Raw genomic sequence first — 23591 nt, forward strand, 5'->3', positions numbered from 1 at the left:
TTGCACGTAACGGTACAGTGGGGCCCATGGACGGACTCGAATATGCACGTCAGCTTGTCGGGGACGCGAAGCGGGTCGAAGTCTTCACCGGTGCTGGCATGTCCGCCGACAGTGGCATCGCCACCTACCGCGATGCCGTTACGGGGGTATGGGAAAACGTCGACCCGCAGGCAATGGCCTCGATCGACGCCTGGGCGCGCGACCCTGAACCCATGTGGGCCTGGTACCTCTGGCGCGCCCGCCTAGCCAGCCAGGCTGAACCGAACGCCGGGCACCTCGCTATCGCCGAATGGGGCCGCCGCGAGGGGGTGCGCGTCACTGTGACCACGCAGAACATCGATAACTTGCATGAACGCGCCATGCTTGTCGACGGCACCGATGCAAGCGGAAGCGATATCGTGCACCTGCACGGCTCCCTGTTCGAGTTCCGCTGCTCCATCTGTTCGCGGCCGTATAAGGGGGAGATTGAGCTGCCGGAGGAGCCCGTCGAAAAGCTCACGCCTCCGTCGTGCCCGCTGTGCGGGAACCTGGTGCGTCCGGGGGTGGTGTGGTTCGGTGAGCCGTTGCCCCCGAAGGAGTGGGACGAGGCGGAGCGGCGCATGGTTGAGGCGGACTTGGTCGTCATCGTGGGCACATCCGGGGTGGTGTTTCCGGCGGCCGGGTTACCGCTGCTCGCGCATGAATTGGGGACTCCCATTATTGAGGTCACCCCAATGAATACCGAGCTGTCTAGAATTTCAAATGTAACTTTGGTTGACACGGCAGCAAAAGCCCTGCCAGAGCTGTTACGGGGGCCTCGATTAGACTAGCCGGTCTAGTTCCGTTCTATGATGGAAACTATGAAATCCTCGTGGTCCGCGTTCTCGCGCCCCCACAATCCGACGGCGAAATGCTTGCACATGGTGCGGTTGAGTCCCGTGACGTCCCGCAGTGAGCTCGTCACGGCGACTGGGCTGTCTCAACCGACCGTCACGCGCGCCATCGCGGCGCTCATGAGCGCCGGATATGTGACAGAGCGGGCGGACCTATCGAAGTCGAAAGGTCGCGGCCGCCCGATCATTCCGCTCGAGCTGAGCGACACGCACCCCGTCCACGCCGGAATTTCGGTAGGTACGGCGGCCACGTACATCGCGCTGTTCGACATCAAAGGCCGCACAATCCGCGACACAGACGTGGAGATCGATGTCGCCGGCGTCAGCCAGGACGATTTCATCCAGCACATCATGGCGGGGCTGAACCGGCTCATGGCGGATCTGGGCCGCCCGCTGGCCACCGTCGGGGTGACCACGTCCGGCTCAGTCAGCCCGCAAGGCGCGGTCACGGCGCCGAACCTCGGCTGGCACGATGCTCCGTTCGCGGCCCAGCTGCGCGAACAGTTCTCCGTCCCGGTCACCGTGACCTCGGCCGTCGCTGCCATTATCGGCTCCGAAATCCAGTCTGACCAGCACCCGGGCAGCGGCTCCATCATGGCGATTTTCGCGGACGACTCGATCGGCGCTGCCGTCACCGAAGACAAAGGTGTGCTGCCCATCGCGGTCGACCGCGAGGACCTGACCACGCACGGGCTGCTCGAGCGCATTGAGGAGCCCACCAGCTCGCTTATCGACGCTGTATCCCACGCCTCGTCCAACTCCTCCACCCGACAGACCCTCGACGAGAGGGCTGAGGAGCTGGGCGCCGTCGCGGCGGACTTGATGGCGCAGCATGACGCCTCCACGTTGGTCGTCGCTGGCAGCGCGTTTATCGACGACCCCCACGCCCCCGCCGTCTTCGCCCGCACCGTCCGGGCGAACCTGCCGGATGGGGCGGCCGCCAGCTTGCGGATGATCCCCACGCACCGCGAAATGGTGCGCGACATCGCCCGCGCGGTCGCGCTAGACCTCGTGCTCCGTGAGCCCCTCAGCGTGACGACGGCCTAGGTCCGCGTACATGGCGGCGTGATTGACCAGCCCGGCCTTTTCGTCGTCGGAAAGCTCGCGGCGCACTTTCGCTGGAACTCCCGCAGCGAGCGAGCCGTCGGGAATTTCTGCCCCTTCGAGCACGACAGCGCCGCCGCCGATGATGCAGCCTGAGCCGATCTTCGAGTAGGCCAGCACCGTCGCCCCCATGCCGACCATCGTGCCGTTTCCGACTTCTTCACCGTGAACCATGGCCATGTGGCCGACAGTGACATCGTCGCCGAGCACGGTCGTTGTGCCGGTCTGGACGTGAATGACGCTGTTGTCCTGGACGTTCGTGCGGGCACCGATGCGGATGCTGCCAACGTCACCGCGGATGACCACGCCCGGGAAGATCGCCGCGTCCTCCCCGATCACCACGTCGCCGATGATGGTCGCCTCCGGCGCCACGAACGCCGATTCAGCGATGACCGGTGTTTTGCCCTCGAAGCTGTAGATCATGCTCCTCCACTGTAGTAACAGTGGAGCCGTCAGCGCCTGCGCCTGCGTCTGCGTCTGCGTCCGCCTCTGCGCCTGCGGAGCGAGTCGCGGCACGGTCGGCGGGTGCGCGGCCGTAGCGCTTTTCCTGCAACAGGTAGTACCCCACCGTGCCGAGCATCATGATCAGTGCCCCAGCAACGTAGCGGAGCATGTGGAAGCGTTCAGACAGTTGCAGCGGCGTGGAGCTTTCGTCCGCGAGCCACCCCGTTGCCACGTTCGTCGCGCAGTACGGCAGGATGACCAGCAACAACGCCGCAACCGAGAGCACGCCCGCGGCCTGCCAGCGCACCGGATTGTTCTGCGCGTAACCGGCGCCGGCGCGGTTGGCTGCGACGAACACAGCGATGCCGAACGGCACGAGCCACACCCAGTGGTGGTACCAGCTGAACGGGGACACCATGCACGCTCCGATGCCGGTCAGTCCGACTGCCGCCGGGATGTTGTCGTGCTTGACGCACAGCCACAACGCCCAGATGAGCAGGACCATCATGGCGACGACGATCGCCGCCCACACCGCGGTGGAATCTACCCCGTAAACGCGGATCAGGATGGAGCGCAGCGACTGCGCCCCCGGGTTGGTGTGCACGCCGACGCGCTCGGAATCGAACGCCGCCCGCGTCCAGAACACGTGCGCATCAGGGACGGTGAGGTACCCGACGACAACTGTGACTAGGAAGGTCACAAAGCTGATCAGGGCATCGAGCCAACGCCGTTGCACAAGAAACAGCAGTCCGAAAAACGCCGGGGTGAGCTTGATGCCCGCGGCCAGACCCACACCGATGCCCGGTAGGCGGTACTTGGTCGGTAAAAAGTCGAGGCAGACCAGCACCATGAGCATGACATTGATCTGCCCCCAGAACATCGTGGCGTGCAGCGGTTCGGCCATCAGCACGAACGTGGCGGTCAACAGCGGGATGAGCACAGCGTGCAGCGGCGTGACCTGCACCTTCAACCGTTTCAGGCAAGCCCAGATGACCCACCCGATACCGATGAGGGTGCCAATGTGCCACAACATGGTCACGGTCTCATCGCGCAGCAGGCTCAACCCCGCGAACAGCATGGCGGAAAGCGGCGGGTAAGTGAACGGAAGGTCGTCATAGATCGGGGCGTCGTAGACATTGACCCCGTCGAGCACCCGCTCGCCACCGCGGAGGTAAATCCACAAATCCAGTGGAATATCTGTTTCGAAGACACTTGTGCCTTCGAGATGATTGGCCCAGTAACGGTACAGGGCGAAAACAATCACCACGATGAGTGTCACGGCGATGCTTACCCGCCCAGCCAGCTGTTTCACGGTTCAAACGCTACTTGCCCTCGTCGCATAAACCGTGGATTATCTACGCGAGTCCCGAAAAGTCACCACATTTTGAGGGCTGATTCACAGATTCGCCGCACAACCGGCCCGCACTCTGGCCGCACCTAGAGCCCGAGCTCATCCAAAATGCTGTCCAGCGCGTCGCCGACATTGCTGCGCCACAATGTGGTCACTTTCTGATCGGCCCGACCGGGACCACCGTTGACCACCGCGGCCGGCTTCTCCTGCGCGCGTGCGTCAAGCACGAGGCGATACCCGCTCATCACGGCTAAGGACGTCCCCACCGCAATGAGCGATGTCGACTCCGCCAGCCACTGCCCCGCCTCGGCGCGGCGCTGCCGCGGAACATTCTCCCCGAAGTAGACCACGTCCGGTTTGAGCCGCTGGCCCCCGCAGGCCTCGCACGTCAACATGGTGAACCGCTCCACCGCAGAATCGGGCAACTCCACGTCACCGTCGGGGTTGATCATGCCCTCAGTCACGGTGACGGATTCGAAGTAGCCGGGATTGGCGGCGTCGAGGCGGGCGTCGAAAAGCGTGCGTGTTTCGCGGCGGCCGCAATCGAGGCACACGACGTGCTCCATGTCGCCATGCAGCGCAATGACATTCTGGGAGCCCGCCTCGAGGTGCAGCCCATCGACGTTTTGCGTGACAATGCCGCGGATCAACCCGGCGCGCTCCAGCTCCACTAGCGCGAAATGGGCGCGGTTGGGGTGAGCGGCGCGCATGTAGCGCATGCCCACGAAGGCGCGGGCCCAGTAGCGGCGCACCGCAGCCGGCGAATGGGCGAATTCCTGGTACGTCATCGGGCGGCCCTTGGACAACCGGCCGCCGGGCGAACGGTAGTCGGGAATGCCGGACTCCGTGGACATGCCGGCGCCGGTGAGGATGAGGGCGGGACCGCGGTTGAGCATGCGGGCAATCTCCGCGAGTGCCTGCTCGGGCGGAGTTGGCTGCGCTGTTTCATGCACAACGCGCTCGATGGAGCGGATCGCGCTGCGGTGAGCGAGCTCGACAGCAGGGTCGTTGAACTCCGGGTCGTGAAACCTCACCGGAACGGGACCTCACCCTGCGCACGGCGCAGTTTGCGGGTACGCAGGCGCTCAGGGTGCTCGGCGAGGCGTTCCATCGCGCGGACAGCGCACATCACGTGGGCTTCCTTCGAGTTGGAGTAGAAGGCCTGCGCCGCAGCCGGCAGCTTCGGCACGGCGTGCAGCGGCAAGTCGGACACAGCGAGCAGTGCGCCGTAGGGAACGCGGTAGCGGTACCCGTTCGCCGCGATGGTGCAGGACTCCATATCCACGGCCACCGCGGTGGAGTGCCGCAACCAATCCCACAGCTCGCGCGGGGTCTGCCACTCCCAGTTGCGGTCGTCCGTGGACAGCACCGTGCCGGTGCGCATGAGGGACTGCTCCTCCTCGCCGTAAATCTTCTTCACCGATTTCTCTAGCGTGCGCTGGATCTCCGGCACGGCGGGAATGGGAAGCTCAGACTTGATGTGGTTCTGCAGCACGTGGTCGCGGCGCTCGTAGGCGTTGCCCAGAATAAGGTCGCCGATGCGCATGCGGGCATCCAAGCCGGCGCAGTGGCCGATCATGATCCAGCACTCGGGGCGCAGAACAGCGAGGCAGTCCGTCACCGTCTTCGCGTTCGACGGGCCCACGCCGATATTGATCATGGTCACGCCCGCGTTATCCTCGGCGGCCAAGTCGAAGCGCGGCATCTGGTAGCGCGAGGCCAAATCCATGGCCAGTTGGTCGATGTCGGCGACGTCCCCGCGCGTGATCGTGCGCCCGTTCGGCAGAATCAGCGCCGAGTAACGGGTCTCCTCCCCCGCGAGCTGCGACAACCCGAATTTCACGAACTCACGCGTGTGCATCTCGTAGTTGGTGAACAGGATGAACCGCTGCACCGAATCGACCTCGATGCCGGTGTAGTGCTCGATCCGCGCGCACGCGATGTCGAAGCGTTGCGGCCCGAAGTGGAACAGGGGTTTCTCCGGTCCGTGAAAGGCATCCCAGTCGCCGTCGATGATGGCATCGTGGACGTCGTCAAGCGTCGGCCGCGGAATGACGGTGCCGGACCGTGAGCGCCGCGCTTCATTGATGCCCTCGAGCCCGCGGATGTACTCCGGCGGAATGCCCACGTCGGAATAGCCGACGGCGATCTCGCAGTCGTAGTTGATCACCAGGCACTGCAGCTGGTGGCGCAAATAGCGGGCCATCATGTCCGGCCGCGACAGCACCGCCGAGTACACGCCAGCTTCATCGACATAGCCGAACGGCTGCGAGCGGTCGACGGGGTGCCACTCTTTGACCTCCACGGCGATCTTCGGGTACTTCACGCCCTCATAGCGCGCAACGTCACCGGAATCGAGGCTTTCGCGGGCGAGGAGGCACGATGCGCGATACAGCTCAATGAGCTTATCAACGGCTTCCTCAACACTGCCTACGACCTCAAGATCACCCATGTCTGTCAACCCTACTGAAAAGGGGCTACAGTATCACTCTTGTGAAGCGTCCCACGCCGACTGCGGCACTGCTGTTATCCACGTGTCTCGCTTTCCCGCTAGGGCTTAGTTCCTGCGGAAACAAGCCTGAGGATGCTCCTCCCGTCACGCCCGGACCGGCCCCTGCACCACAGCACCTGGACCTCGACGACATGGCTGAGGCCGTCGCCGCCATCGAGGAAGATACAGGCACCCAGGCAGGCATTTCGCTTTTCGACGGCACCACCGACGCCTCCGCAGGCTCCGTCGGCATGCTACCCGCCTGGTCAACCATCAAAATCCCGATCGCTGTGGTCGCGCAAGACCACTGCTCCTACGACGAGGAAACACTTGCGGAGCTGACATCCGCCTCCATCGAATACTCCGATAACGACGCAGCCTCAAGCCTGTGGTCGTGCCTGGGCTCCGACGACGAAGCCAGCCAGATCGTCGGCGAAGAGATCGCCAAAGGCGGAATGTCTGTCCAGGTGGGACCGTATTTTGGAACGACCGTGTGGCCCGTTCCCGCCCAGGCCCGCTATGCCCGCCACCTGGCCTCCCTGCCGGAGGACCACCCCGTGATCGACGAGATGCACAAGATCAACCCTGAGCACTCTTACGGCCTCGGGCGCATTGCCGACATGCCCTTCAAGGGCGGCTGGTCTGATGCCGACGACGGCTCCTGGCACTCCCGCCAAATGGGCTTTACCACCATCGGCGACACCACCTACGGCATCGCTATTGCGGCCCGCTCACTTGACGGCTCGGAAGAAGACTGCCAGAACGCGTTGGATAAGCTCGCACAATACATTCTGGAATCCAGTCCGACCGGCACCCTCACCCAAAGCCCGAAGGAGCACTGACACCGCCAATGACAGACCGCACCCCCACCGAGCTGACCGACACCACCGCCGACCTGCTGCAGCAGCTCATCCGCAACGCCTGCGTGAACGACCTAACGGCAGACTCCGGCCAGGAGGTGCGCAACGCCGACACCCTCGAGGCTTTCTTCGCTGAGGCTCTCGGGGAGGACTCCTCGGTCGTGTCCGTGCGCCGCTTCGAGCCGCACCCGGGCCGCGTCTCCGTCGCCTTCACCATTGAGGGCTCCGACCCGTCCGCCGAGCCGCTCACCCTCCTCGGCCACACCGACGTCGTCCCTGTCGACGAACCGAAGTGGACCAAGGACCCCTTCGGCGCCGAGCTTATCGACGGCCGCATCTACGGCCGCGGAGCCATGGACATGCTCTTCATTACCGCAGCGATGGCCGCCGTGACTCGCGAAGTCGCTATTGAGGCGCAGGCAGGCAACCCGCCGCGCGGCACCCTGACCTTCGTCGGCTGCGCCGATGAGGAAGCCCGTGGCGGCCTGGGTGCCGGCTGGATCTCCCAGAACGAGCCCGAGGCCTTCAGCTGGCGCAACTGCCTGTCCGAGACAGCGGGATCGCACTTGCCGGTGGTTGGCGATGGTGACGCGATCGTTGTCGTCGTCGGTGAGAAAGGCGCAGCTCAGCGCCGCCTGACCGTGCATGGCGACGCGGGCCACGGCTCCGCACCCTACGGCCGCGAGATGACCGTCGGGCTGATCGGCGAAGTGGCGCGCCGGCTGGCCGCGCTCGAGCCCGACGTCGTTTCCGACGAGCTGTGGCAGGGCTACGTCCGCGCGTTCCGCTTCGACCCCGAGACCGAAGCACAACTGCTGCGCGGCGAGAACTACGAGGCCTTGGGCGACCTGGCCCGTTACTCCCACGCGATGAGCCACCTAGCCGCCTCCCCCACCGTGCTGCGCGCCGGCGGCGCTATTAATGTGCTGCCGTCGACCGCGTACCTCGAACTAGATATTCGCCCGCTGCCGGGACAGACCCAGGAGGAAATCGACGAGCTGCTGCGGAACGCCTTGGGTGACCTCGCTGACCGCGTCACCATCGAACACCTCATCACCGAAGATGCCACGGTGTCGCCGACGGAGGGCCCGCTCTACGACGCTATCGTCGATACGCTTGACGAGTTCTTCCCCGGCGTCCCCGTCGTACCCACCATCGCCGCCGGGGGCTCCGACCTGCGCTTTGGTCGGCGCCTCGGCGGAGTCGGCTACGGGTTCGCGCTGCACGCCCGCGAGCGCAGTTTCGGCGAAGTCCTCGACCAGCTGCACTCCCACGACGAGTACATTGACGTGGAAGACGTCGCCCTAACTGCGGCGGCATACCGCTCGTTGGTGCGCAGGTTTGTCGGGGTGGGCGGAGACGTCGCTAAGTAATTTTTTGGCGCAAACTACCTGTACCGTCGCCGCCAGGTGCACTAGATTTGGGGGTTATGACGACGAGCGTGAACAACAACACGACCATCACCATTAAAAACCCCGCCGACGGCACGATCGTGGGCACCACCAACTACTACGGCGCCGACACGGCACTCGAAGCCGTCGAGCGCGCCCGCGCCAAGCAGCCCGAATGGGCCGCCACCGCAGTCAAAGAGCGCAAGAAAATCATGCTGCGCTACCACGACCTCGTGCTCAAGCACCAAAAGGAACTCCTGGACATCATCCAGGACGAAAACGGCAAAAACCGCCGCGCCGCCTTCGAAGAAGTGCTGGACAACGCGCTGACCGCGCGCCACTACGCCTACCGCGCGGAGAAACTGCTCTCCCCGGACCGCGCGAAGGTCGCCCTGCCAATCGCGACGAAAACGCAGGTGCAGCACGCGCCCGTCGGCGTGGTCGGCATCATCGCGCCCTGGAACTACCCGCTCGTCCTGGCCATTTCTGACGCGATCCCGGCGATCATGGCGGGCAACACCGTCGTGCTCAAGCCGGACTCGTCGACCCCGATGACCTCCCTGCGCGCCGCCGAACTGCTTGCTGAAGCCGGCCTGCCCAAAGATGTGCTAACCGTCGTGCCTGGTTCCGGCCGTGAGGTGGGTCAGGCGCTAGTCAACTCGGTCGACTACCTCATGTTCACCGGCTCCTCCGACACCGGCGCGAAGCTCGCCTCCCAGGCTGGCGAGCGACTCATCGGCTTCTCCGGTGAGCTCGGCGGCAAGAACCCGCTCATCGTCACCTCCGACGCCGACGTGGACAAGGTCGTCTCCGGCGTGCGCCACGCCTGCTTCTCCAACACCGGCCAGCTGTGCATTTCTATCGAGCGCATCTACGTCCACCGCGACGTGGCCGACAAGTTCATCCCGGCGTTTGTGCGCTGCGTCGAGAAGATGCGCATCGGCCCAGGCCACGACTGGGATATCGACATGGGTTCCCTGATTTCTTCCGACCAGGCCGACACCGTCGCTTCGTTCGTTGAGGACGCCGTGTCCAAGGGCGCGACCGTGGCCACCGGCGGCAAGCGCCTGCCCGACCTCGGTGAGAACTTCTACGCCCCCACCGTGCTGCTCAATGTGCCTGAAGACGCCCGCCTCCACCGCGAAGAGGTCTTCGGCCCCGTCGTCTACATCGAGGTTGTTGACTCGCACGAAGAAGCCATCCGCCGCGCCAACGACACTGAATACGGCCTGAACGCGTCCGTGTGGGGCAAGCCCGCAACCGCCCGCGAGATCGCGAGCCAGCTCGAAGCCGGCACCGTCAACATCAACGAAGGGTACGCCGCCGGCTGGTCCTCCATCGGTGCGCCCATGGGCGGTTGGAAGCGCTCCGGTGTGGGCCGCCGCCACGGTGACGACGGCCTGCTCAAATTCACCGAAGCCCGCACCGTCGCTGAACAGCGCATCGTCCCCATCGCCGGGCCAGACGGGCTGGCCCCCGAGAAGTGGGCCAACTTGCTCACCATGGCGCTGAAGTACGGGCGCGACGTGCTGCGGTAAGGGGTTTGGAGCCCTGCGGTTTGGGGCCCGCGTGGGCGGGCGGGCGTTCAGCGGCGCCTGCGGAAAAGTTGACAAACTGGATTTCGGTCTAGAAACAAACGCGCTGGTCATAGCCTTTTGGGTGCCTGAACTTGGTTCGAGTTTGTAAACTTTTCCGCACTCCCAGCCGAAGGGAGGGAACCGAACGAACAGTTACCGCAGTCCAACAGGACATGAGAAACCCGCGCTACCCCTCTTCGCTCAGAGACCAACCCCTGCACGCTTTCAATGGGATGGATGTGTCTTCCGCCGTTCGCCGGGGGTTCCGTGAACCCGGCGAGGGCCTGACCGTCACATCCATCTACGCGATCGATCCAACTCTCGGTCGCCCGCTCGACTTGGCTGAATCGCAGTCGTGGGACCACCCCCGTCGAATTGTTTACCGGGCCCCTGCCGCTGCCCGAGCACTCGCCATGGCATTGGAACGGCCCAATCATTCGATATCCGGGCTCAGCGCACTAGCCGTTTTCGGTCTCCCATTCTTCGCTGACCACTGCGACACGACCCTCGCGGGTCCGGTTCGCACGAAACAGGCGGCCACAGCTTTCACCCCGCACGTTTCTCATCTCAGCGGGACCGTGCCGTGGATCGTGACGTACCGCGGACTTGACGTTCGGATCTCACCGCCCGCGGATGCGGTCGTCGAGGCTATTCGCCATATCCGTTCTGGCCTGCATTCATGGCGGGTCCTGCACGTCGAGGGATTGACAGCGGTTGAGGTGCGGTGCATTCAAGTGCTCGACATGGCTCGTCGTCATCTCGGTGTCAGACTCGAGGATGTTGTCGATGCCGCGGCACGCAGATTAAATAGGCGGTGGCTCGCCATTTTGATTGGCCATTCCAGCCGGTTCGCCGATTCCCCGAAGGAGACCGAGATGCGGTTGCTAAGCGTCGCTGTGTGCAAAGAGCTGCAGGTTTTCCTCGTAGAGCAGCTTCCGCTTTACGACGAATCCCGCCTCATCACCGTCTTCGACCTCGCTCTCCCTGATCTGAAGATTGCCTTGATGTACGACGGTGAGCACCACCTCGAACGGACCCAAAGGGATAAGGACTCGCGCATAGGCATCGAATGCGCTCTCCGCGGATGGCTAGTGATCAGGGTGACAGCAGGCACCCTCGCCGATATCCCGCAACACTTGAGGGATGCCGTGCGTTCGAGAATGGCTGCCTAGAACAGCCGCCGAATCGGCAGGGCCGAGCTAAGTCTCGAGGGCACGGGCTCGACGACAATGGAGCCTGCGGAAAAGTTGACAAACTCGATTTCTGCCTAGGAACAAAGCACCAGGTCAGGGCGTTTTCGCGATACGGATCGATCCCAACCTTGTCAACTTTTCCGCAGTGGCGACGCCCGGGGTCTAAGCTGCCCACTCGTAGAGGGTCTCACCGGTCTCCCCGTGCTCGCACGCACGGATGCGCACACCGGGGGCTGGTTGCAACCACGCATCGACCTGCAACTCGGTGGGGCCCGCGCTCACGCGGTAGCTGATCGTCTCGTTGGTCTTGTCCAGCACCTCGATGGACGCGCGGGTGAGCCACTGGTTGCGGCGGCGCAACCCAATCAACGCTTGGTGTTCTCTAAAGATCCACGAACCCAGCGGCGACAGATCAGAAGGCCCGGCGGGAAGGGCGGGGCGGACGGAGTCGTCGGCGCTGTAGCCTTCGCCGCGGATGCCTTCGAAGCCCTGCTCGTCGCCGTAGTAGATGGAGGGCATGCCGGGCAGTGTCATCAAGATGGCCAGCGCGACGATGGCCTTGTCCTGGCCGATCTTGCTCGAGATGCGGTCAACGTCGTGGTTGCCCACGAAGGTGTTCGCCACCATCGAACCACTCACGGTTGCGTGGCGGGAAAGGGCGTGGTCGAGTTCCCAGAAGTTCTCGTCGTGAAGCGAGCTCCAGATGGCCTTCCACAGTTCGTACTGGGTGACCGAATTGAGAGTGCCGGACGACGCGATCTGCACGTAGTCGCCGTGGATGACCTCGCCCAAAAACAGAGCGTCGGGGTAGTCGGCGCGCACCCGCGCGAGCACGTCGGCCCAGAAGGCGGGTGGCACGGAGTAGGCGACATCGAGACGCCAGCCGGCGATGCCGCGCGCGAGCCAGAACTTCATGATGTCAGCGACCATGTCGCGGACGCGCTCGTCATCGTGGTGGAGGGTAGCCAGCTCGTCGTGGCCTTCCCAGGAAGTCGAGCCTGCCAGACCAGCGGCGACGGCGGGGTGCGTGGCGGCGACATGGTTGAACACGCCGTCGAGCATGACCTTGATGCCGCGTTCGCGACACGCAGACATGAGCCAATCGAAGTCCTCGTTCGTGCCCAGGCGCGCGTCGACGCGGTAGTGGTCGAGGGTGTCGTAGCCATGCCCCACGGACTCGAAAATCGGGGCGAGTAGCAGGCCGTCGCAGCCGAGTTCAATGAGGTAGTCGAGCCACGGTTCAAGCTCACGCAGACGCGGCGCGGCATCGTCGCCGGCGCGGTCGCGGATGGGCGCACCGAGTGCGCCGAGCGGGTAGACGTGCCACCAGATCGTGTTCTCCAGCATGGGACTCCTTTCCTACTGAGCGCCACTCAGTATAGTGGTTTTCATGACACGCACGCGGCTCAGCGTCGCAGAACGACGCCACACGCTTATCGACGTCGCCAGCCCCCTGTTCGCCTCCTCCAGCTACTCCGAGGTATCCACCCAGGACATAGCCCAGGCCGCGGGCATCTCGGTCGGGTTGATTTTCCACCACTTCGGCTCGAAGGCGGGACTGTACGCGGCTGTGGTTGCCCAGCGGGAAGAGGAGCTGGATGCGGCGGTAGCGGAGGCGGTCGAGGGGTTGCCACCGAATACGTCGACACGCGACAAGGTCCGGGCGGCGGCTCAGGTCTACCTCGATCACGTTGCCGCTCACCCGCTGGCGTGGGCGGCGGTGGTGCGTGGGGATACGCCGCAGGAGGTCCAGTTTGTGAGGATTGAGGGGCGGGATACGGGCGTCGATAAGCTGCGGGCGCTGGTGGGCGCGGACGGTGAACGCGCAGCTGTCGCTGTATCCGGGTTCTTCGGATTCGTGGAGGCTGTGTGCCTCGATTGGGCGGATGCGGGATGCCCGGAGGATGCACGGCGGCCGATCATCGATGCAGCGTTGGGCGCGCTGGAAGGCGCGCTCGGCGACTGGGGTTAGCAGTTTGTAAAGTTTCCTTGACACTCTGAATGGGATTATTTACGGTTAGAAAATGTCGCGCGACATAGATCCACACCCGAACATGGTCCGCCAATGGCGGCGCTGGCACGAGCTTTCGCAAGCCGAGCTTGCCCAACGCGTCGGTGTCTCCCGGCAGACCGTAGCCAACATCGAAAAAGGAAACTATTCCCCTTCGGTTCACCTGGCGCTCGACATTTGCCGCGAACTCGGCAAAACGGTTGAGGAAGTCTTCGGTGACCAGCAAAGGAGCTGACCATGAACATCGGCGACACCATCCTGGCCAAGACAGAGAAGATGCTTGGCGACGAATACGAAACCCGCACTTACCACCAAGCCTCCACCATCGCACTGGCCCTGCTGCCCACCTTCGCGCTGATCGCCGGCGCTATGCTCGCTTGGGTGCTGCCCGGCACACATGCGATGTGGTCGTTGCTCATCGTCATCCCGCTGATCGGGCCGAACCTCATCTTCACGCAATGGTTGAAGTCCCGCGCCGCCCGCCCAGCACCGAAGCTCAAAGACGGGCTGTGGGGGCTGGCAATAGTGAACCTCACGCTGTGCTTTGTCATGCTGTTCGGCATCGCGTACAACGTCTCGGACCCGTCCTTGGCGCGCGGGTTGTACACCGGCGGGATCATCGGCACCGTCTTCGCCGTGATCGCCGTGCCAGCGATGCTGCGCAAACAGCGTGAGCGCGACGAGGAGCGCCTCAACGCGGAACTCGAAGACTAGCTGGGCTCGCTGGGCTCAGCCCCAGCCGCATCTTCTGCCGCGCGTGAATTCCCGGCGCGGCGGTTGATGTACGGCTGGAGGCGCTTACCAATCCGGTCGCGCCAGTCCTGCACCCGCTCCTCATAGTGCCTGTCGTGGGGTTTCAGGCCGCGGTGGGTGACGTGGACGGTGGTGGAGCCGTCCTCTTCGCGGTCAAAGTCGAAGATGATGTCGGAGTCGCGCCAGTCCTCGTCCTCGCCATCCTCGTCGGTGGTTTCGGAGTGCCACACGAGGCGCTCGCCGTCATCGGCCTGCTCGACGGTGAAGTAACCGGTGCCGTCGTCGGACTCGATGGAGAAGGACTCGCCCTTTTCATCGGCATTGCCTTCGACAGAATCTTCGGTGTCCTCCCACCACTGCTTCGGGTCCGACACCACGGTGTAGGCATCCTCCGGGGACACGTTGACGGTGAAGGATTCGGTGAAGTCCTTGATGGATTCGACACGGGTGCCGTCGGAGAATTCGTAGTCCGGCATGGCGGCTTCCGGGTCGTAGACGGCGACTTCATATCCTTCCTCGCGGAACTGGCGCAGCCCTTCTTTGACCAGGCGGCGGCCGGCCATGTTGAACGATGTCACATGGGTGAAGTCGAGGACGAGCTTGTCGCCGACCAGGTGGCGCTCCACCAGGTCGTGGAGGATCGTCTCGGCGGCGGTGAAGTTGATCATGCCCTGCAGCTCGACCACGTTGGTGTCACCCTGGCGGTGCACGGTGCGGATACCCGGCGCGGAGTAGTAATAAGAACCCATCATGTGCAGGCCGAGGGTCTCCGACATGCGCTGGAAAATCTCTACACCGCGCACGGAGTTGCCTTCCTCGTTCAGCCGCGGGCTTAACGACGCCGCACCAAGCTGGCCCGGCAGCGTCCCGATCAACCCGCCCGACACACCGGACTTCGCGGGGATACCCACGCGGCTCATCCAGCGGCCCGAACCGTCGTACATGCCGGCAGACGCCATGACGGCCTGTGTGAGCCGGCACGCCCGCGCAGAGAGCACCCTCTCCCCCGTCACCGGCTGCAATCCACCGTTGGCCAATGTCGCCGCCATGATAGCCAGGTCTTTCACGTTCACCATGATCGAGCACTGGCGGATGTAACTGGCCACGACTTCTTCCACGTCGCCCTTGATCATCCCGTACTCGCGGAGCATGTGCCCCAGGGCGAGGTTGCGGTCGGCGCTGGAGAGTTCGGCGCGGGCGAGGTTGTCGTCGAGAAGCAATTCGCGTCCCGCGAGCTTGCTGAATTCGCGCAAAACAACCCCGTCACCGGCGACAAGCTCGTTGACCACGATCGCACCGGCGTTGATCAGCGGGTTGGCGGGACGGTGCGTGTCATCCAGCGACAGCTCATTGAACGCCTCGCCCGACGGTTCCACGCCGACGTACTTATGGACCTCTTCCGGACCGACCATGTCCAGTGAAAGCGCGTACACGAACGGCTTCGAGATGGACTGGATGGAGAATTCATACTCGTCATCCCCCACCGAATACAGGTTGCCGCTGCGGGTGCACAGCGCGAGCGCGAGCTTGTCCGGGTCAGCGTCGCGCAACGTCTCGATGTAGTCGGCGTTGTTGCCCTCTTTGTTGTCGCGCACCTCGTCGAGGATCGCGTTCAAGTAGGTCGGGATGGGGGTCGCAGGCATGCGGCCCAGTGTAACGCCCGAACCCGCGAGCACGTGAGGTTGTTTCCCCTAGGATACGATCCATGAACACGGAGCAGAACTCGCAGAAATACGCCATCGTGACCGGCGCCGCGTCCGGCATTGGCAAGGAAGTTGCCCGCCAGCTTGCCGACGACGGTTGGCGCGTGGCCATCACCGACATCAACGCCGACGGCCTCGCGCAGACCGCGGCGGATATCGGGGAGCTCGCTATCGACGCCACCCCGCTCGATATCTCCAACCATGAGGCGGTGGAAAGGTGGGCGGGAGGAATCGTCGATAAGCATGGCGTTCCGCACTCGATCTACCACGTCGGCGGCATCTCTATTTGGGGCAATGTCGCGACCATGCCCTTGGAGAAGTGGGAGATGCTTATCGACGTCAACCTGATGGGCACCATCTACATCATCCGAGCATTCGTGCCGTCGATGATGGAGGCTGGGCCGTTGCCGGGGAAGGAGAAGCGCCGGCTGGTCTGCGTGTCCAGCTCCGCCGGAATTCTGGGCCTGCCGTGGCACGCGGCGTACTCCGCATCCAAGGGCGGTGTACTGGCAATGCTCGAGGTGCTGCGCTTCGACCTTGCACCCTTCGGCATCAACGTGCATGCCGTCGCGCCGGGTGCTGTGGACACGGGCCTGGTGCGCACCATTGATATTGACGGGGTGGACCAGTCCAACCCGAAGGTGCGACGCGCGAAGAAGCTCTTCCAGGGTCATGCCATCTCCCCCGCGAAGTGCGCGCAGATCATCGTGAAGGGCGTGCGCAAGAATAAGTACTTGATCAGCACCGGCGGAGACGTGAAGCTCGGCCGGTGGGCGCAGGTCAACGCGCCGTTCCTCTACCGCCTCGTGCTCGGCGGGTTGAACAGGGGTTTCCAGTGGATCGCGAAGGACGCATCGGTCTAGAGCAGTCTATTTCGGCTCGTCGAGCGGGACGTCGAACACGTCCATGACGGTAGCCAGCCCGTCGTAGTTGGTCACCAGCAGTAGGAACGCAGTGAGCTCCTTCTCATTGAGGTGGCTCATCAGGCGGGCGTAGACATCGTCGCTGATCTGGCGATGGCGGATCAGGTCGTCTGCGGCGTCCATGAGCGCGCCCTGGCGGCCGGTGAAGCCGTGGTCGGCGCGCTGGACCGCCTCAATCGCGGCCTTATCCAACCCCGCCTTCGCGCCCAGACGCTTGTGGTGCTCCAGCTCGTAGGTCGCAGCGCGGATTGAGGCCACCCGCAGGATGACCAGCTCTGACTCTGTGCGCGACAGAATGCCAAACGGCATGAGCGTGCCGGAGTAGACCAGCCACGCCAAAAAATTACGGCGCGCGCGGCCAACCGTGGTGAACAGGTTCAGGGATGTACTGCCCTGCACAATGCCACCAATCCGGTTGGCCACGCGCGCCAACACCGCCACCTCCTCCGGCTTGCCCGGTCCCGGGCGGGTGGAGGTGTCGATGGGAAGTTTGCTCAACGGGAATTCTTTAGCGGTTCCAAACATGGGTCCAAGATTAGTTTTCCATGCAGAACTTTTCCCGGGAAAGTCGAGCTTTTCGAAAGGGCCTTAAGCCTTCAGGTCGTGCTCGACATCAGCCGGGCTGAGAACGCGGAACGCGAGCGCCGCCAAGGCTGCACCGACCAGCGGCGCGAGAATGTAGAGCCACACGTTGTCCCACGCGAAGTTGCCGTTGACGCACAGCCCAATTGCCACGGCCGGATTGAACCCGCCGCCGGAGATGGGGCCGACAGCGAAGGCACCGGTCATCACGGTGGCACCGATGGCCAGGCCAAAGAAGGAGTTACCGTCGGTCTCTTTGGAGGTGGCCACATTCAGCACGACCCACACGAGGATGAAGGTGAACACGGCCTCTACAACAAAGGCCGGCAGAGACTGGATCTGCGCAGCCTCGACCGGATCAGAGATGACGGCACGGGTCAGCAGGGCGCCAAGGATGCCGCCGACGATCTGAGCAGCCCAGTAGATGAGCATCTCGGTGGCGGTCATAGCACCCCGAATCCAGGCACCGAGGGACACAGCCGGGTTCACGTGTCCACCGGAGATGTGGCCGGTGGAGTACACCAGCACCATCAGTGCCATACCAATGGCTACGGGCGCGAAGTTGTCGGCAGCGGCGACAGCGGTGATGATGGTGAAGACGAACAGCAGGGTGGCCAGAGCCTCCGCGAGCGCCTTGCGTGCAATATCGTTCATGGAGTTTGTCTTTCTTGCTCGAGACAGGCCCGGCGTTTGGCTACGTGCCGGACACATGACGTTGCAAGCATATACAAAAGGAGAAACCCGCTGTTAATTTAACAGCGGGTCAACCTCGAAGGGTTAGCGACCGTTGGTCACGGGAGAGGCGGACCTGGCAGGGGCCTCCTGTCGATCGGTGGGGGCTAGGTGGGCCGGGTCCAGATTGATCCGGCGGAGCAACTGGGCGTTGAGCGCCACCACAATCGTCGACAGGGACATCAACACTGCACCCGCCGCCGGGGAGAGCACCACCCCGATGGGGGCGAGCACGCCGGCGGCCAGCGGCACGGCGAGGATGTTGTAGCCAGAGGCCCAGATGAGGTTCTGGATCATCTTGCGGTAGCTGGCCTGCGAGAGCTCAATCATCGACAGCACTGCCCGCGGGTCATCACTGGCCAGAACCACTCCGGCGGATTCCATCGCCACATCCGTGCCGGCCCCGATGGCGATACCGACCTCCGCGCGGGTCAGAGCGGGGGCGTCGTTGACACCGTCGCCGACCATGGCCACGCTCAGGCCACGCTCCTGTAACTGGGTGACCTTGGTGTCCTTGTCCTGGGGCAGGACCTCGGCGAAGACCTCATCGATCCCCAGGTCCTGGCCAACCGCCTGGGCCACCTGCTGCGCGTCGCCGGTGATCATCGCGACCTTGACCCCGCGGTCCTGCAGGGCTTTCACGGCGGCGCGGGATTCGGGGCGGACCGTATCCTCGACGGCCAGGGCACCGATGATCTGTCCGTCCTGGACCACGTGGAGGACTCCGGCCCCGCGTTGAGTCCACTCCCCAGTCTGCTCTTCGAGCACACCGGGGTTGGTCAGGTTGAATTCGCGGAGCATGTTCGGCCCGCCGACGAGGATCTCGGAGCCATCAACGGTGGCGCGCACGCCCCGGCCGGAGGCCGCGGTAAAACCGGTGCCGCGCAGCACCATTCGTGAGGCCTCGGGGTGCTCACCCGCGGCGGTAACAATGGCGCGTGCGACGGGGTGCTCGCTGTCAGCCTCGGCCGCCGCCGCAATAGCCAGCAGCTCGCCCTCGGTGATGCCCTCGACAGCTGCGACACCGGTGACACCGTGGGCACCCTCAGTCAGGGTGCCGGTCTTGTCGAACAGGACCACATCGACGGTGCGCATCCGCTCCAGTGCCATCCGATCCTTGATCAACACCCCGGACTTGGCCGCCCGCTCGGTGGAGATCGCAATCACCAACGGAATCGCCAATCCCAGGGCGTGCGGACAAGCGATGACCAGCACCGTGACCGTGCGCACCACGGCATCGTCCGGACTGCCGATGATGGTCCACACCACCGCGGTGATCAGAGCGGAGATCAGCGCGAACCAGAACAACAACGCCGCCGCCCGATCCGCCAGGGCCTGGGCCCGGGAGGAGGACTCCTGGGCGTCGGCAACCATGCGTTGGATCCCGGCCAGAGCGGTGTCCCCGCCGGTAGCCTCCACCCGGATGCGGACGGTGTTGTCGGTGGCCACGGTACCGGCGACCACCTTGTCACCGGTGTCGCGGAAGACAGGTCGGGATTCGCCGGTGATCATCGCCTCGTCGAATTCAGCCGCTCCGTCGATGATCGTGCCATCCGCCGGTACCCGGGCCCCGGCCCTCACCAGCACCACGTCATCGACGCTGAGCTCCGAAATGGCCACGGTGCGGGTGGTCCCGTCGATGACTTTCTCGGCCTCATCCGGCAGCAGGGCAGCCAGCGCGTCAAGCGCGGAGGACGCGGCCCCGAGAGCGCGCATCTCCAGCCAGTGGCCCAGCAGCATGATGGTCACCAGCAGGGCCAGCTCCCACCAGAAGTCCAGGTCAAAACCGCCCAGCCCCAGAGTGGTGACCCAGGAGGCGACAAACGCCACGGTGATGGCCATGGCGATCAGGAGCATCATCCCGGGTTTGCGGGATTTCAGTTCTTTCCATCCGCCTTTGAGGAAAGGCGTTCCGCCGTAGACAAAAATGACGGTGCCGAGAACCGGGGGAATCCAGGATGAGCCCGGGAATTCGGGGAGGTGGTAGCCGAGCAGTTCAGCGACCATCGGGCTGAAAATAACGACGGGAATGGACAGAATCAGCGACCACCAGAAACGCTGCCTGAACATCGCCGTGCTATGGCCGGCGTGTTCGCCGTGACCATGAACGTGGTGGTCTTCGTCCAGGGCGGAGTGCGGGTGATCGTGGGGCATCGCCTGGCCGTGGGTGTCGGCATCTGCGTGGTGTTCGTGGCTGGCATGATCCGGGTGGTGGGTGTGGTCTGTTTCCGGAGTGGGGTGATCACCATGGTGATCGCCGGAATGGTGGAGAGTGCTCATGGCGTTCCTTCCGCTCAACCCGGTCGGGGTCGAGATGATGGGTAAAACTGATCAGGATAAGACGGTGTAGCCGGCCTCCTCGATGGCCCGGCGAACCATCTCCGGAGGTACGACACCGGTGACCGTGACGGTGGAAACACCACCAGCAGCGAGATCAATCTGGACGTCGTCGACCTGGGGGAGGGCCTGAAGGGCCTGGGTCACGCTTTTCGCGCAGTGCCCGCAGGTCAGGCCGGTGACATAGTAGCTAGGGGAGGCCCCTCCTGCTGAGGAATCGCTGGCGGCAGGGGTGGAGGCGGTGTCGGCACGTGAGGCAGGTCCGCAACAGCTGCAGCCGTGGGAGACCATCGGCAAGAGGCGGGGCGGCGAGGTGATCATGGGAAAGCTCCTACGGGTCGGTGGGATGCGGTAACGCTCGCTAGCATATACCCCCCCGGGGTACATTTTCAAGGGGTGGAGGGCACGGCCCTCACGGGGCAGGGTGTGGTCACCGAGCAGCCTCCTCACTGTCGGGAGGGGACAGCGGGAGGCGGAGGGTGAACACCGCTCCGTGACCGGCTCCGGGTGAGGTGGCGGTTAAGGTGCCGCCGTGAGCTTCGATCAGAGCACGGGAGATGGTCAGGCCGATGCCGGCCCCACCCTTGTCCCGGCTCCGGGCGGCATCCCCCCGGTAGAAGCGTTCGAAGATGTGCTCGAGCTGGTCGGGCGGGATGCCGTCGCCGGTGTCGGTGATATCAATGAGCGTGGCGGAAGCCCCCTGTTGGCGGACGATGACCTGGACCCGTCCACCGGTTGGGGTGTGCCGCAGGGCGTTGGACAGCAGGTTGCCCATCACCTGGCCGAAGCGTTGCCGGTCCACCATTACCCGGGCGGTGTCGTGGCCAGCCTCGATGTGTAGACCGACGCCTTTGTCGGCGTAGGCTTCCCCCGCGGCGGCGGCCGCGACGTGGAGCAGTTCATCGAGTCCTTCCTCGGCTAGGTCCAGATCAATGCGGTCTTCCTGGGCCCGGGAGACATCGTCGATATCCTCGATCAGCCGGGTCAAGCGGGTGAGTTGGTCGGACATGATCCGGTGGGTGGACAGGTCCCAGTCCACGACACCGTCCTGGAGGCCATCGAAGTAGACCGCGAGGACCGACAAGGGGGTGCCCATTTCGTGGGCCAGGTCCGAGAGCATTTGGCGGCGGACCTGTTCGGTGTGTTCCATCCGATTAGCCATGGTGTTGAAGGCTTGTGCCAGCGTGCTCACCTCCGGGCCGGCGTTCCCCGCGGGGACGCGTACCCGGTAGTTGCCACCGGCGACGGAGGCGGCCGCGCGCGTCAGGCCCTGCAGGGGAGTGCGCAGCCGACGAGACAACCACAGGCTGGCCAGTAGGGTGCTGATCAATGCGGTGGGCAGGGCCACGGCCAGGGTGATCAGGTTGGCGTCCCGGTAGGCCTGCTCGGCGTGAAACAACTCCAGCGAGGGATCTTCCCGGCCGATCATCAGCATATGGTCGTGGAACAGGGCCGGGCCTACGATTGTGGCTACGGTCGCGGCCACCAACAGGCTGATCACCACGACCGCCACCTGGGCGGCCAGGAAGCGGAAGGTCAGGCCGGGTCCGTGCTTCATGGTTGCCCCACCCGGTAGCCCACTCCACGCACGGTTTCGATGAAGCCCCGCCCCCGGGTATCGGTGCCGAGCTTGCGGCGCAGGTTGCCGATGTGGACATCGACGATGCGCTCGTCCCCCACCCAGGTGGTGTCCCAGACCTCGGTGACCAGGTCGTGGCGGGTGAGCACCTGGCCTGGGCGCAGGGCCAGGGTGACCAGCAGCTCGAACTCCGTGCGGGTGAGATCCACGACCACCTCCCCCACCTGCACCTTGTGGGCGGCGGGGTCAATGGTGAGCTCACCGACGACAAACGGGGCGGTAACCTGCGGCGGGATGGTGCTGGTGCGGGGGCGGCGTAGCACCGCATGCACCCGGGTCACCAGTTCCCGGATGCCGAAGGGTTTGGTGATGTAGTCATCGGCCCCCAGGGTCAAACCGGTGATCTTGTCGTCCTCGGTGCCGCGGGCGGTGAGCATGAGAATGTAGCAGTCCGAGAAGGTGCGGATCCGTCCGCACACCTCTAGACCGTCGAGTTCGGGCAGACCCAGATCCAACACAACAACATCGGGGGAAAAGCGACGGGCCTCGTCCACGGCCTGAGTTCCCGTGTAGGCCTGACGAGCCTCGAAGCCTGCCCGGATGAGGTAGGTGGCCACCATCTGGGCCAGGGGTTGTTCATCGTCGACCACCAGCACCCGCCCCGGGGGCGTGGCGATGGTCAGTGCGCGGTCATCCATAGGATCCAGTATGGTCCCGGCCAGGGGTGATGCCATCCTCGCTCGGTGCTCGCCGAGGACATCTTCATTAAATCTTCAAAAACAACCCCTGGATCGCTCTCGTTTCTGTGTCCCCTCACAGACCAAGAATGTTGCCTTCACCGGTGGGGGAAGCAGGTGCTACCAGGGGTTGGGCGCCCCGCGCCAGATACCGGGGGCGGGGTAGCAGGACAGCAACCCGTGGTGGGGCGGGCCAGTTCAGGTGTGACCCAGCCCACCGATCGCGCCCCCTTTTCACCGTATTTCAAGGCTGCGAGCAGGGTTTTTGGTTTTCCGGCCGGCCGGCGGACGTGCTAGAGAAAGATGAAGCACCGACGCATAAGCGGTGCCCTATCACGGTCTAACCACGACCCAAGGAGATTGACGTGAAACGAGCAGCGATCGCAGCCGCCGCCCTCGCCCTGACCCTCACCGGATGCTCAGCCCCCGACTCGGAGCCCGCTGTCACCGCGGAAGTGAGCCAGGATAAGTTCTTGACCGCCCACGGTCTGGCCGCCATGGACGCGGTGGAGATCATTGATCACCTCGACCGGCAGAAGGTCACTGAGCGTCCTACGGATCTGATCGCCTCAGTGCGTGCCAATGAACTGCTGCTCTCGGATGAGAACCAGGAGGTGGCTCTCGACCTGCCCCAGGACCTGACCTACGTCTCGATTGCCCCATATGTGACCCAGACCCATGACTGCTTTTACCACAGTCTGACCACCTGCCTGGGTGAACTGCGCAATGCGCCCGTCCAGGTCACGGTCACCGATGAGACCACCGGGGAGGTCCTGATCGACGAGCAAACCACCACGTTCGACAACGGGTTTATTGGCTTCTGGCTTCCCGATGATGCCACCGGCCTGATTGAGGTCAGCTACCAGGGGCGTACCGGCACCACGGAGTTTTCCACCACCGCTGACGGCGCAACGTGTGTCACAGACCTGCGCCTGACGTGATGGCTCAGCA

The 23591-nt window shown here is 64.2% G+C and carries 22 protein-coding genes and 1 pseudogene; 11 read left to right on the forward strand and 12 right to left on the reverse strand.

Annotation, left to right across the window (positions count from 1 at the left end):
* Nucleotides 1-26: 26 nt before the first annotated feature.
* A complete protein-coding gene (locus KBX07_RS05985; RefSeq protein WP_256023421.1) occupies nt 27-809 on the forward strand; it encodes an NAD-dependent deacylase in 783 nt (260 codons plus the stop codon).
* Nucleotides 810-839: 30 nt separating this feature from the next.
* Complete coding sequence (locus tag KBX07_RS05990; protein WP_256018585.1) at nt 840-1919, forward strand: ROK family protein; 1080 nt, start codon at nt 840-842, stop codon at nt 1917-1919.
* Here the strand turns inward: KBX07_RS05990 and KBX07_RS05995 are convergent.
* From KBX07_RS05995 to amn, 4 genes are all read right to left on the reverse strand, one after another.
* The gene (locus KBX07_RS05995) at nt 1875-2399 is read right to left on the reverse strand and encodes a gamma carbonic anhydrase family protein (RefSeq protein ID WP_005287485.1); all 525 of its coding nucleotides are present in this window, start codon (nt 2397-2399) and stop codon (nt 1875-1877) included. The two genes, KBX07_RS05990 and KBX07_RS05995, sit on opposite strands and share 45 nt — an antisense overlap.
* The gene (locus KBX07_RS06000; RefSeq protein WP_256023423.1) at nt 2359-3732 is read right to left on the reverse strand and encodes a glycosyltransferase 87 family protein; all 1374 of its coding nucleotides are present in this window, start codon (nt 3730-3732) and stop codon (nt 2359-2361) included. Before KBX07_RS06000 ends, KBX07_RS05995 begins: the two co-directional genes overlap by 41 nt.
* Nucleotides 3733-3857: 125 nt before the next feature.
* Complete coding sequence (locus KBX07_RS06005; protein WP_256023425.1) at nt 3858-4805, reverse strand: Sir2 family NAD-dependent protein deacetylase; 948 nt, start codon at nt 4803-4805, stop codon at nt 3858-3860.
* On the reverse strand, nt 4802-6223 hold the full coding sequence (amn, locus tag KBX07_RS06010; RefSeq protein WP_256023426.1) for an AMP nucleosidase: 1422 nt from the start codon (nt 6221-6223) through the stop codon (nt 4802-4804). The genes KBX07_RS06005 and amn overlap by 4 nt, the downstream gene beginning before the upstream one ends.
* A gap of 41 nt (nt 6224-6264) precedes the next feature.
* Here amn and KBX07_RS06015 point away from each other — a divergent pair, with 41 nt between their 5' ends.
* From KBX07_RS06015 to KBX07_RS06030, 4 genes are all read left to right on the forward strand, one after another.
* Nucleotides 6265-7104, forward strand: a complete 840-nt coding sequence (locus KBX07_RS06015; RefSeq protein ID WP_156774788.1) for a hypothetical protein — start codon at nt 6265-6267, stop codon at nt 7102-7104.
* A gap of 8 nt (nt 7105-7112) precedes the next feature.
* Nucleotides 7113-8495 (forward strand): M20/M25/M40 family metallo-hydrolase, encoded by a 1383-nt coding sequence (locus KBX07_RS06020; protein ID WP_256023428.1) that lies wholly within the window; start codon nt 7113-7115, stop codon nt 8493-8495.
* A gap of 56 nt (nt 8496-8551) precedes the next feature.
* On the forward strand, nt 8552-10051 hold the full coding sequence (locus KBX07_RS06025) for a succinic semialdehyde dehydrogenase (protein WP_256023430.1): 1500 nt from the start codon (nt 8552-8554) through the stop codon (nt 10049-10051).
* Between the two features lie 278 nt (nt 10052-10329).
* Nucleotides 10330-11262 carry a hypothetical protein gene (locus KBX07_RS06030; protein ID WP_256023431.1) on the forward strand — a complete coding sequence of 311 codons (933 nt, stop codon included), beginning with the start codon at nt 10330-10332 and terminating at the stop codon, nt 11260-11262.
* A 183-nt stretch (nt 11263-11445) separates the two neighbouring features.
* Here the strand turns inward: KBX07_RS06030 and KBX07_RS06035 are convergent, their stop codons facing one another.
* The gene (locus KBX07_RS06035) at nt 11446-12630 is read right to left on the reverse strand and encodes an alpha-amylase family protein (protein ID WP_256023433.1); all 1185 of its coding nucleotides are present in this window, start codon (nt 12628-12630) and stop codon (nt 11446-11448) included.
* Between the two features lie 43 nt (nt 12631-12673).
* Between KBX07_RS06035 and KBX07_RS06040 the strand changes: the two genes are divergently transcribed.
* From KBX07_RS06040 to KBX07_RS06050, 3 genes are read left to right on the forward strand one after another with little or no spacing between them, the layout of a single operon-like run.
* Nucleotides 12674-13255, forward strand: coding sequence for a TetR/AcrR family transcriptional regulator (locus KBX07_RS06040; RefSeq protein WP_256023435.1), 582 nt, complete (start codon nt 12674-12676; stop codon nt 13253-13255).
* 52 nt (nt 13256-13307) lie between these two features.
* A complete protein-coding gene (locus tag KBX07_RS06045; protein WP_005287509.1) occupies nt 13308-13529 on the forward strand; it encodes a helix-turn-helix transcriptional regulator in 222 nt (73 codons plus the stop codon).
* Nucleotides 13530-13531: 2 nt separating this feature from the next.
* Entirely contained in the window at nt 13532-14008 is a 477-nt protein-coding gene (locus KBX07_RS06050) for a hypothetical protein (RefSeq protein WP_005287512.1), read from the forward strand.
* Between the two features lie 464 nt (nt 14009-14472).
* Here KBX07_RS06050 and KBX07_RS06055 read toward each other — a convergent pair.
* Nucleotides 14473-15690: pseudogene (locus KBX07_RS06055) on the reverse strand (glutaminase); the annotation flags it as partial.
* Between the two features lie 62 nt (nt 15691-15752).
* On the opposite strand from KBX07_RS06055, the gene KBX07_RS06060 reads away from it, so the two are divergent.
* Nucleotides 15753-16613: an SDR family oxidoreductase gene (locus KBX07_RS06060; RefSeq protein ID WP_256023437.1), complete on the forward strand. Its 861-nt coding sequence runs from the start codon at nt 15753-15755 to the stop codon at nt 16611-16613.
* A gap of 6 nt (nt 16614-16619) precedes the next feature.
* Here the strand turns inward: KBX07_RS06060 and KBX07_RS06065 are convergent, their stop codons facing one another.
* From KBX07_RS06065 to KBX07_RS06090, 6 genes are all read right to left on the reverse strand, one after another.
* On the reverse strand, nt 16620-17198 hold the full coding sequence (locus tag KBX07_RS06065; protein ID WP_256023438.1) for a carboxymuconolactone decarboxylase family protein: 579 nt from the start codon (nt 17196-17198) through the stop codon (nt 16620-16622).
* Between the two features lie 63 nt (nt 17199-17261).
* Nucleotides 17262-17909 (reverse strand): MIP/aquaporin family protein, encoded by a 648-nt coding sequence (locus KBX07_RS06070; RefSeq protein ID WP_255997219.1) that lies wholly within the window; start codon nt 17907-17909, stop codon nt 17262-17264.
* Nucleotides 17910-18032: 123 nt separating this feature from the next.
* A complete protein-coding gene (locus tag KBX07_RS06075; RefSeq protein ID WP_255994683.1) occupies nt 18033-20267 on the reverse strand; it encodes a copper-translocating P-type ATPase in 2235 nt (744 codons plus the stop codon).
* Between the two features lie 51 nt (nt 20268-20318).
* Nucleotides 20319-20645, reverse strand: a complete 327-nt coding sequence (locus KBX07_RS06080) for a heavy-metal-associated domain-containing protein (RefSeq protein WP_255994682.1) — start codon at nt 20643-20645, stop codon at nt 20319-20321.
* 109 nt (nt 20646-20754) lie between these two features.
* Nucleotides 20755-21882 (reverse strand): cell wall metabolism sensor histidine kinase WalK, encoded by a 1128-nt coding sequence (locus KBX07_RS06085; RefSeq protein ID WP_255994681.1) that lies wholly within the window; start codon nt 21880-21882, stop codon nt 20755-20757.
* A complete protein-coding gene (locus KBX07_RS06090; protein ID WP_255994680.1) occupies nt 21879-22601 on the reverse strand; it encodes a response regulator transcription factor in 723 nt (240 codons plus the stop codon). Before KBX07_RS06090 ends, KBX07_RS06085 begins: the two co-directional genes overlap by 4 nt.
* A 404-nt stretch (nt 22602-23005) precedes the next feature.
* Between KBX07_RS06090 and KBX07_RS06095 the strand changes: the two genes are divergently transcribed.
* Entirely contained in the window at nt 23006-23581 is a 576-nt protein-coding gene (locus KBX07_RS06095; protein ID WP_255994679.1) for a CueP family metal-binding protein, read from the forward strand.
* Nucleotides 23582-23591 lie beyond the last annotated feature (10 nt).

Origin of the sequence: Corynebacterium sp. CCUG 70398 (genome assembly GCF_024454055.1) — a bacterium.
Lineage (GTDB): Bacteria > Actinomycetota > Actinomycetes > Mycobacteriales > Mycobacteriaceae > Corynebacterium > Corynebacterium genitalium.

What these genes read in the sequence shown, in the direction of transcription:
- KBX07_RS06025 (WP_256023430.1), top strand. Translation starts at nt 8,552, where the DNA reads ATGACGACGAGCGTGAACAACAACACGACCATCACCATTAAAAACCCC.
- KBX07_RS06050 (WP_005287512.1), top strand. Translation starts at nt 13,532, where the DNA reads ATGAACATCGGCGACACCATCCTGGCCAAGACAGAGAAGATGCTTGGC.
- KBX07_RS06075 (WP_255994683.1), bottom strand. Translation starts at nt 20,267, where the DNA reads ATGAGCACTCTCCACCATTCCGGCGATCACCATGGTGATCACCCCACT.
- amn (WP_256023426.1), bottom strand. Translation starts at nt 6,223, where the DNA reads ATGGGTGATCTTGAGGTCGTAGGCAGTGTTGAGGAAGCCGTTGATAAG.
- KBX07_RS06045 (WP_005287509.1), top strand. Translation starts at nt 13,308, where the DNA reads ATGTCGCGCGACATAGATCCACACCCGAACATGGTCCGCCAATGGCGG.
- KBX07_RS06065 (WP_256023438.1), bottom strand. Translation starts at nt 17,198, where the DNA reads ATGTTTGGAACCGCTAAAGAATTCCCGTTGAGCAAACTTCCCATCGAC.
- KBX07_RS06090 (WP_255994680.1), bottom strand. Translation starts at nt 22,601, where the DNA reads ATGGATGACCGCGCACTGACCATCGCCACGCCCCCGGGGCGGGTGCTG.
- KBX07_RS06035 (WP_256023433.1), bottom strand. Translation starts at nt 12,630, where the DNA reads ATGCTGGAGAACACGATCTGGTGGCACGTCTACCCGCTCGGCGCACTC.
- KBX07_RS06080 (WP_255994682.1), bottom strand. Translation starts at nt 20,645, where the DNA reads ATGATCACCTCGCCGCCCCGCCTCTTGCCGATGGTCTCCCACGGCTGC.
- KBX07_RS05985 (WP_256023421.1), top strand. Translation starts at nt 27, where the DNA reads ATGGACGGACTCGAATATGCACGTCAGCTTGTCGGGGACGCGAAGCGG.
- KBX07_RS05995 (WP_005287485.1), bottom strand. Translation starts at nt 2,399, where the DNA reads ATGATCTACAGCTTCGAGGGCAAAACACCGGTCATCGCTGAATCGGCG.
- KBX07_RS06020 (WP_256023428.1), top strand. Translation starts at nt 7,113, where the DNA reads ATGACAGACCGCACCCCCACCGAGCTGACCGACACCACCGCCGACCTG.
- KBX07_RS05990 (WP_256018585.1), top strand. Translation starts at nt 840, where the DNA reads ATGAAATCCTCGTGGTCCGCGTTCTCGCGCCCCCACAATCCGACGGCG.
- KBX07_RS06060 (WP_256023437.1), top strand. Translation starts at nt 15,753, where the DNA reads ATGAACACGGAGCAGAACTCGCAGAAATACGCCATCGTGACCGGCGCC.
- KBX07_RS06040 (WP_256023435.1), top strand. Translation starts at nt 12,674, where the DNA reads ATGACACGCACGCGGCTCAGCGTCGCAGAACGACGCCACACGCTTATC.
- KBX07_RS06085 (WP_255994681.1), bottom strand. Translation starts at nt 21,882, where the DNA reads ATGAAGCACGGACCCGGCCTGACCTTCCGCTTCCTGGCCGCCCAGGTG.
- KBX07_RS06070 (WP_255997219.1), bottom strand. Translation starts at nt 17,909, where the DNA reads ATGAACGATATTGCACGCAAGGCGCTCGCGGAGGCTCTGGCCACCCTG.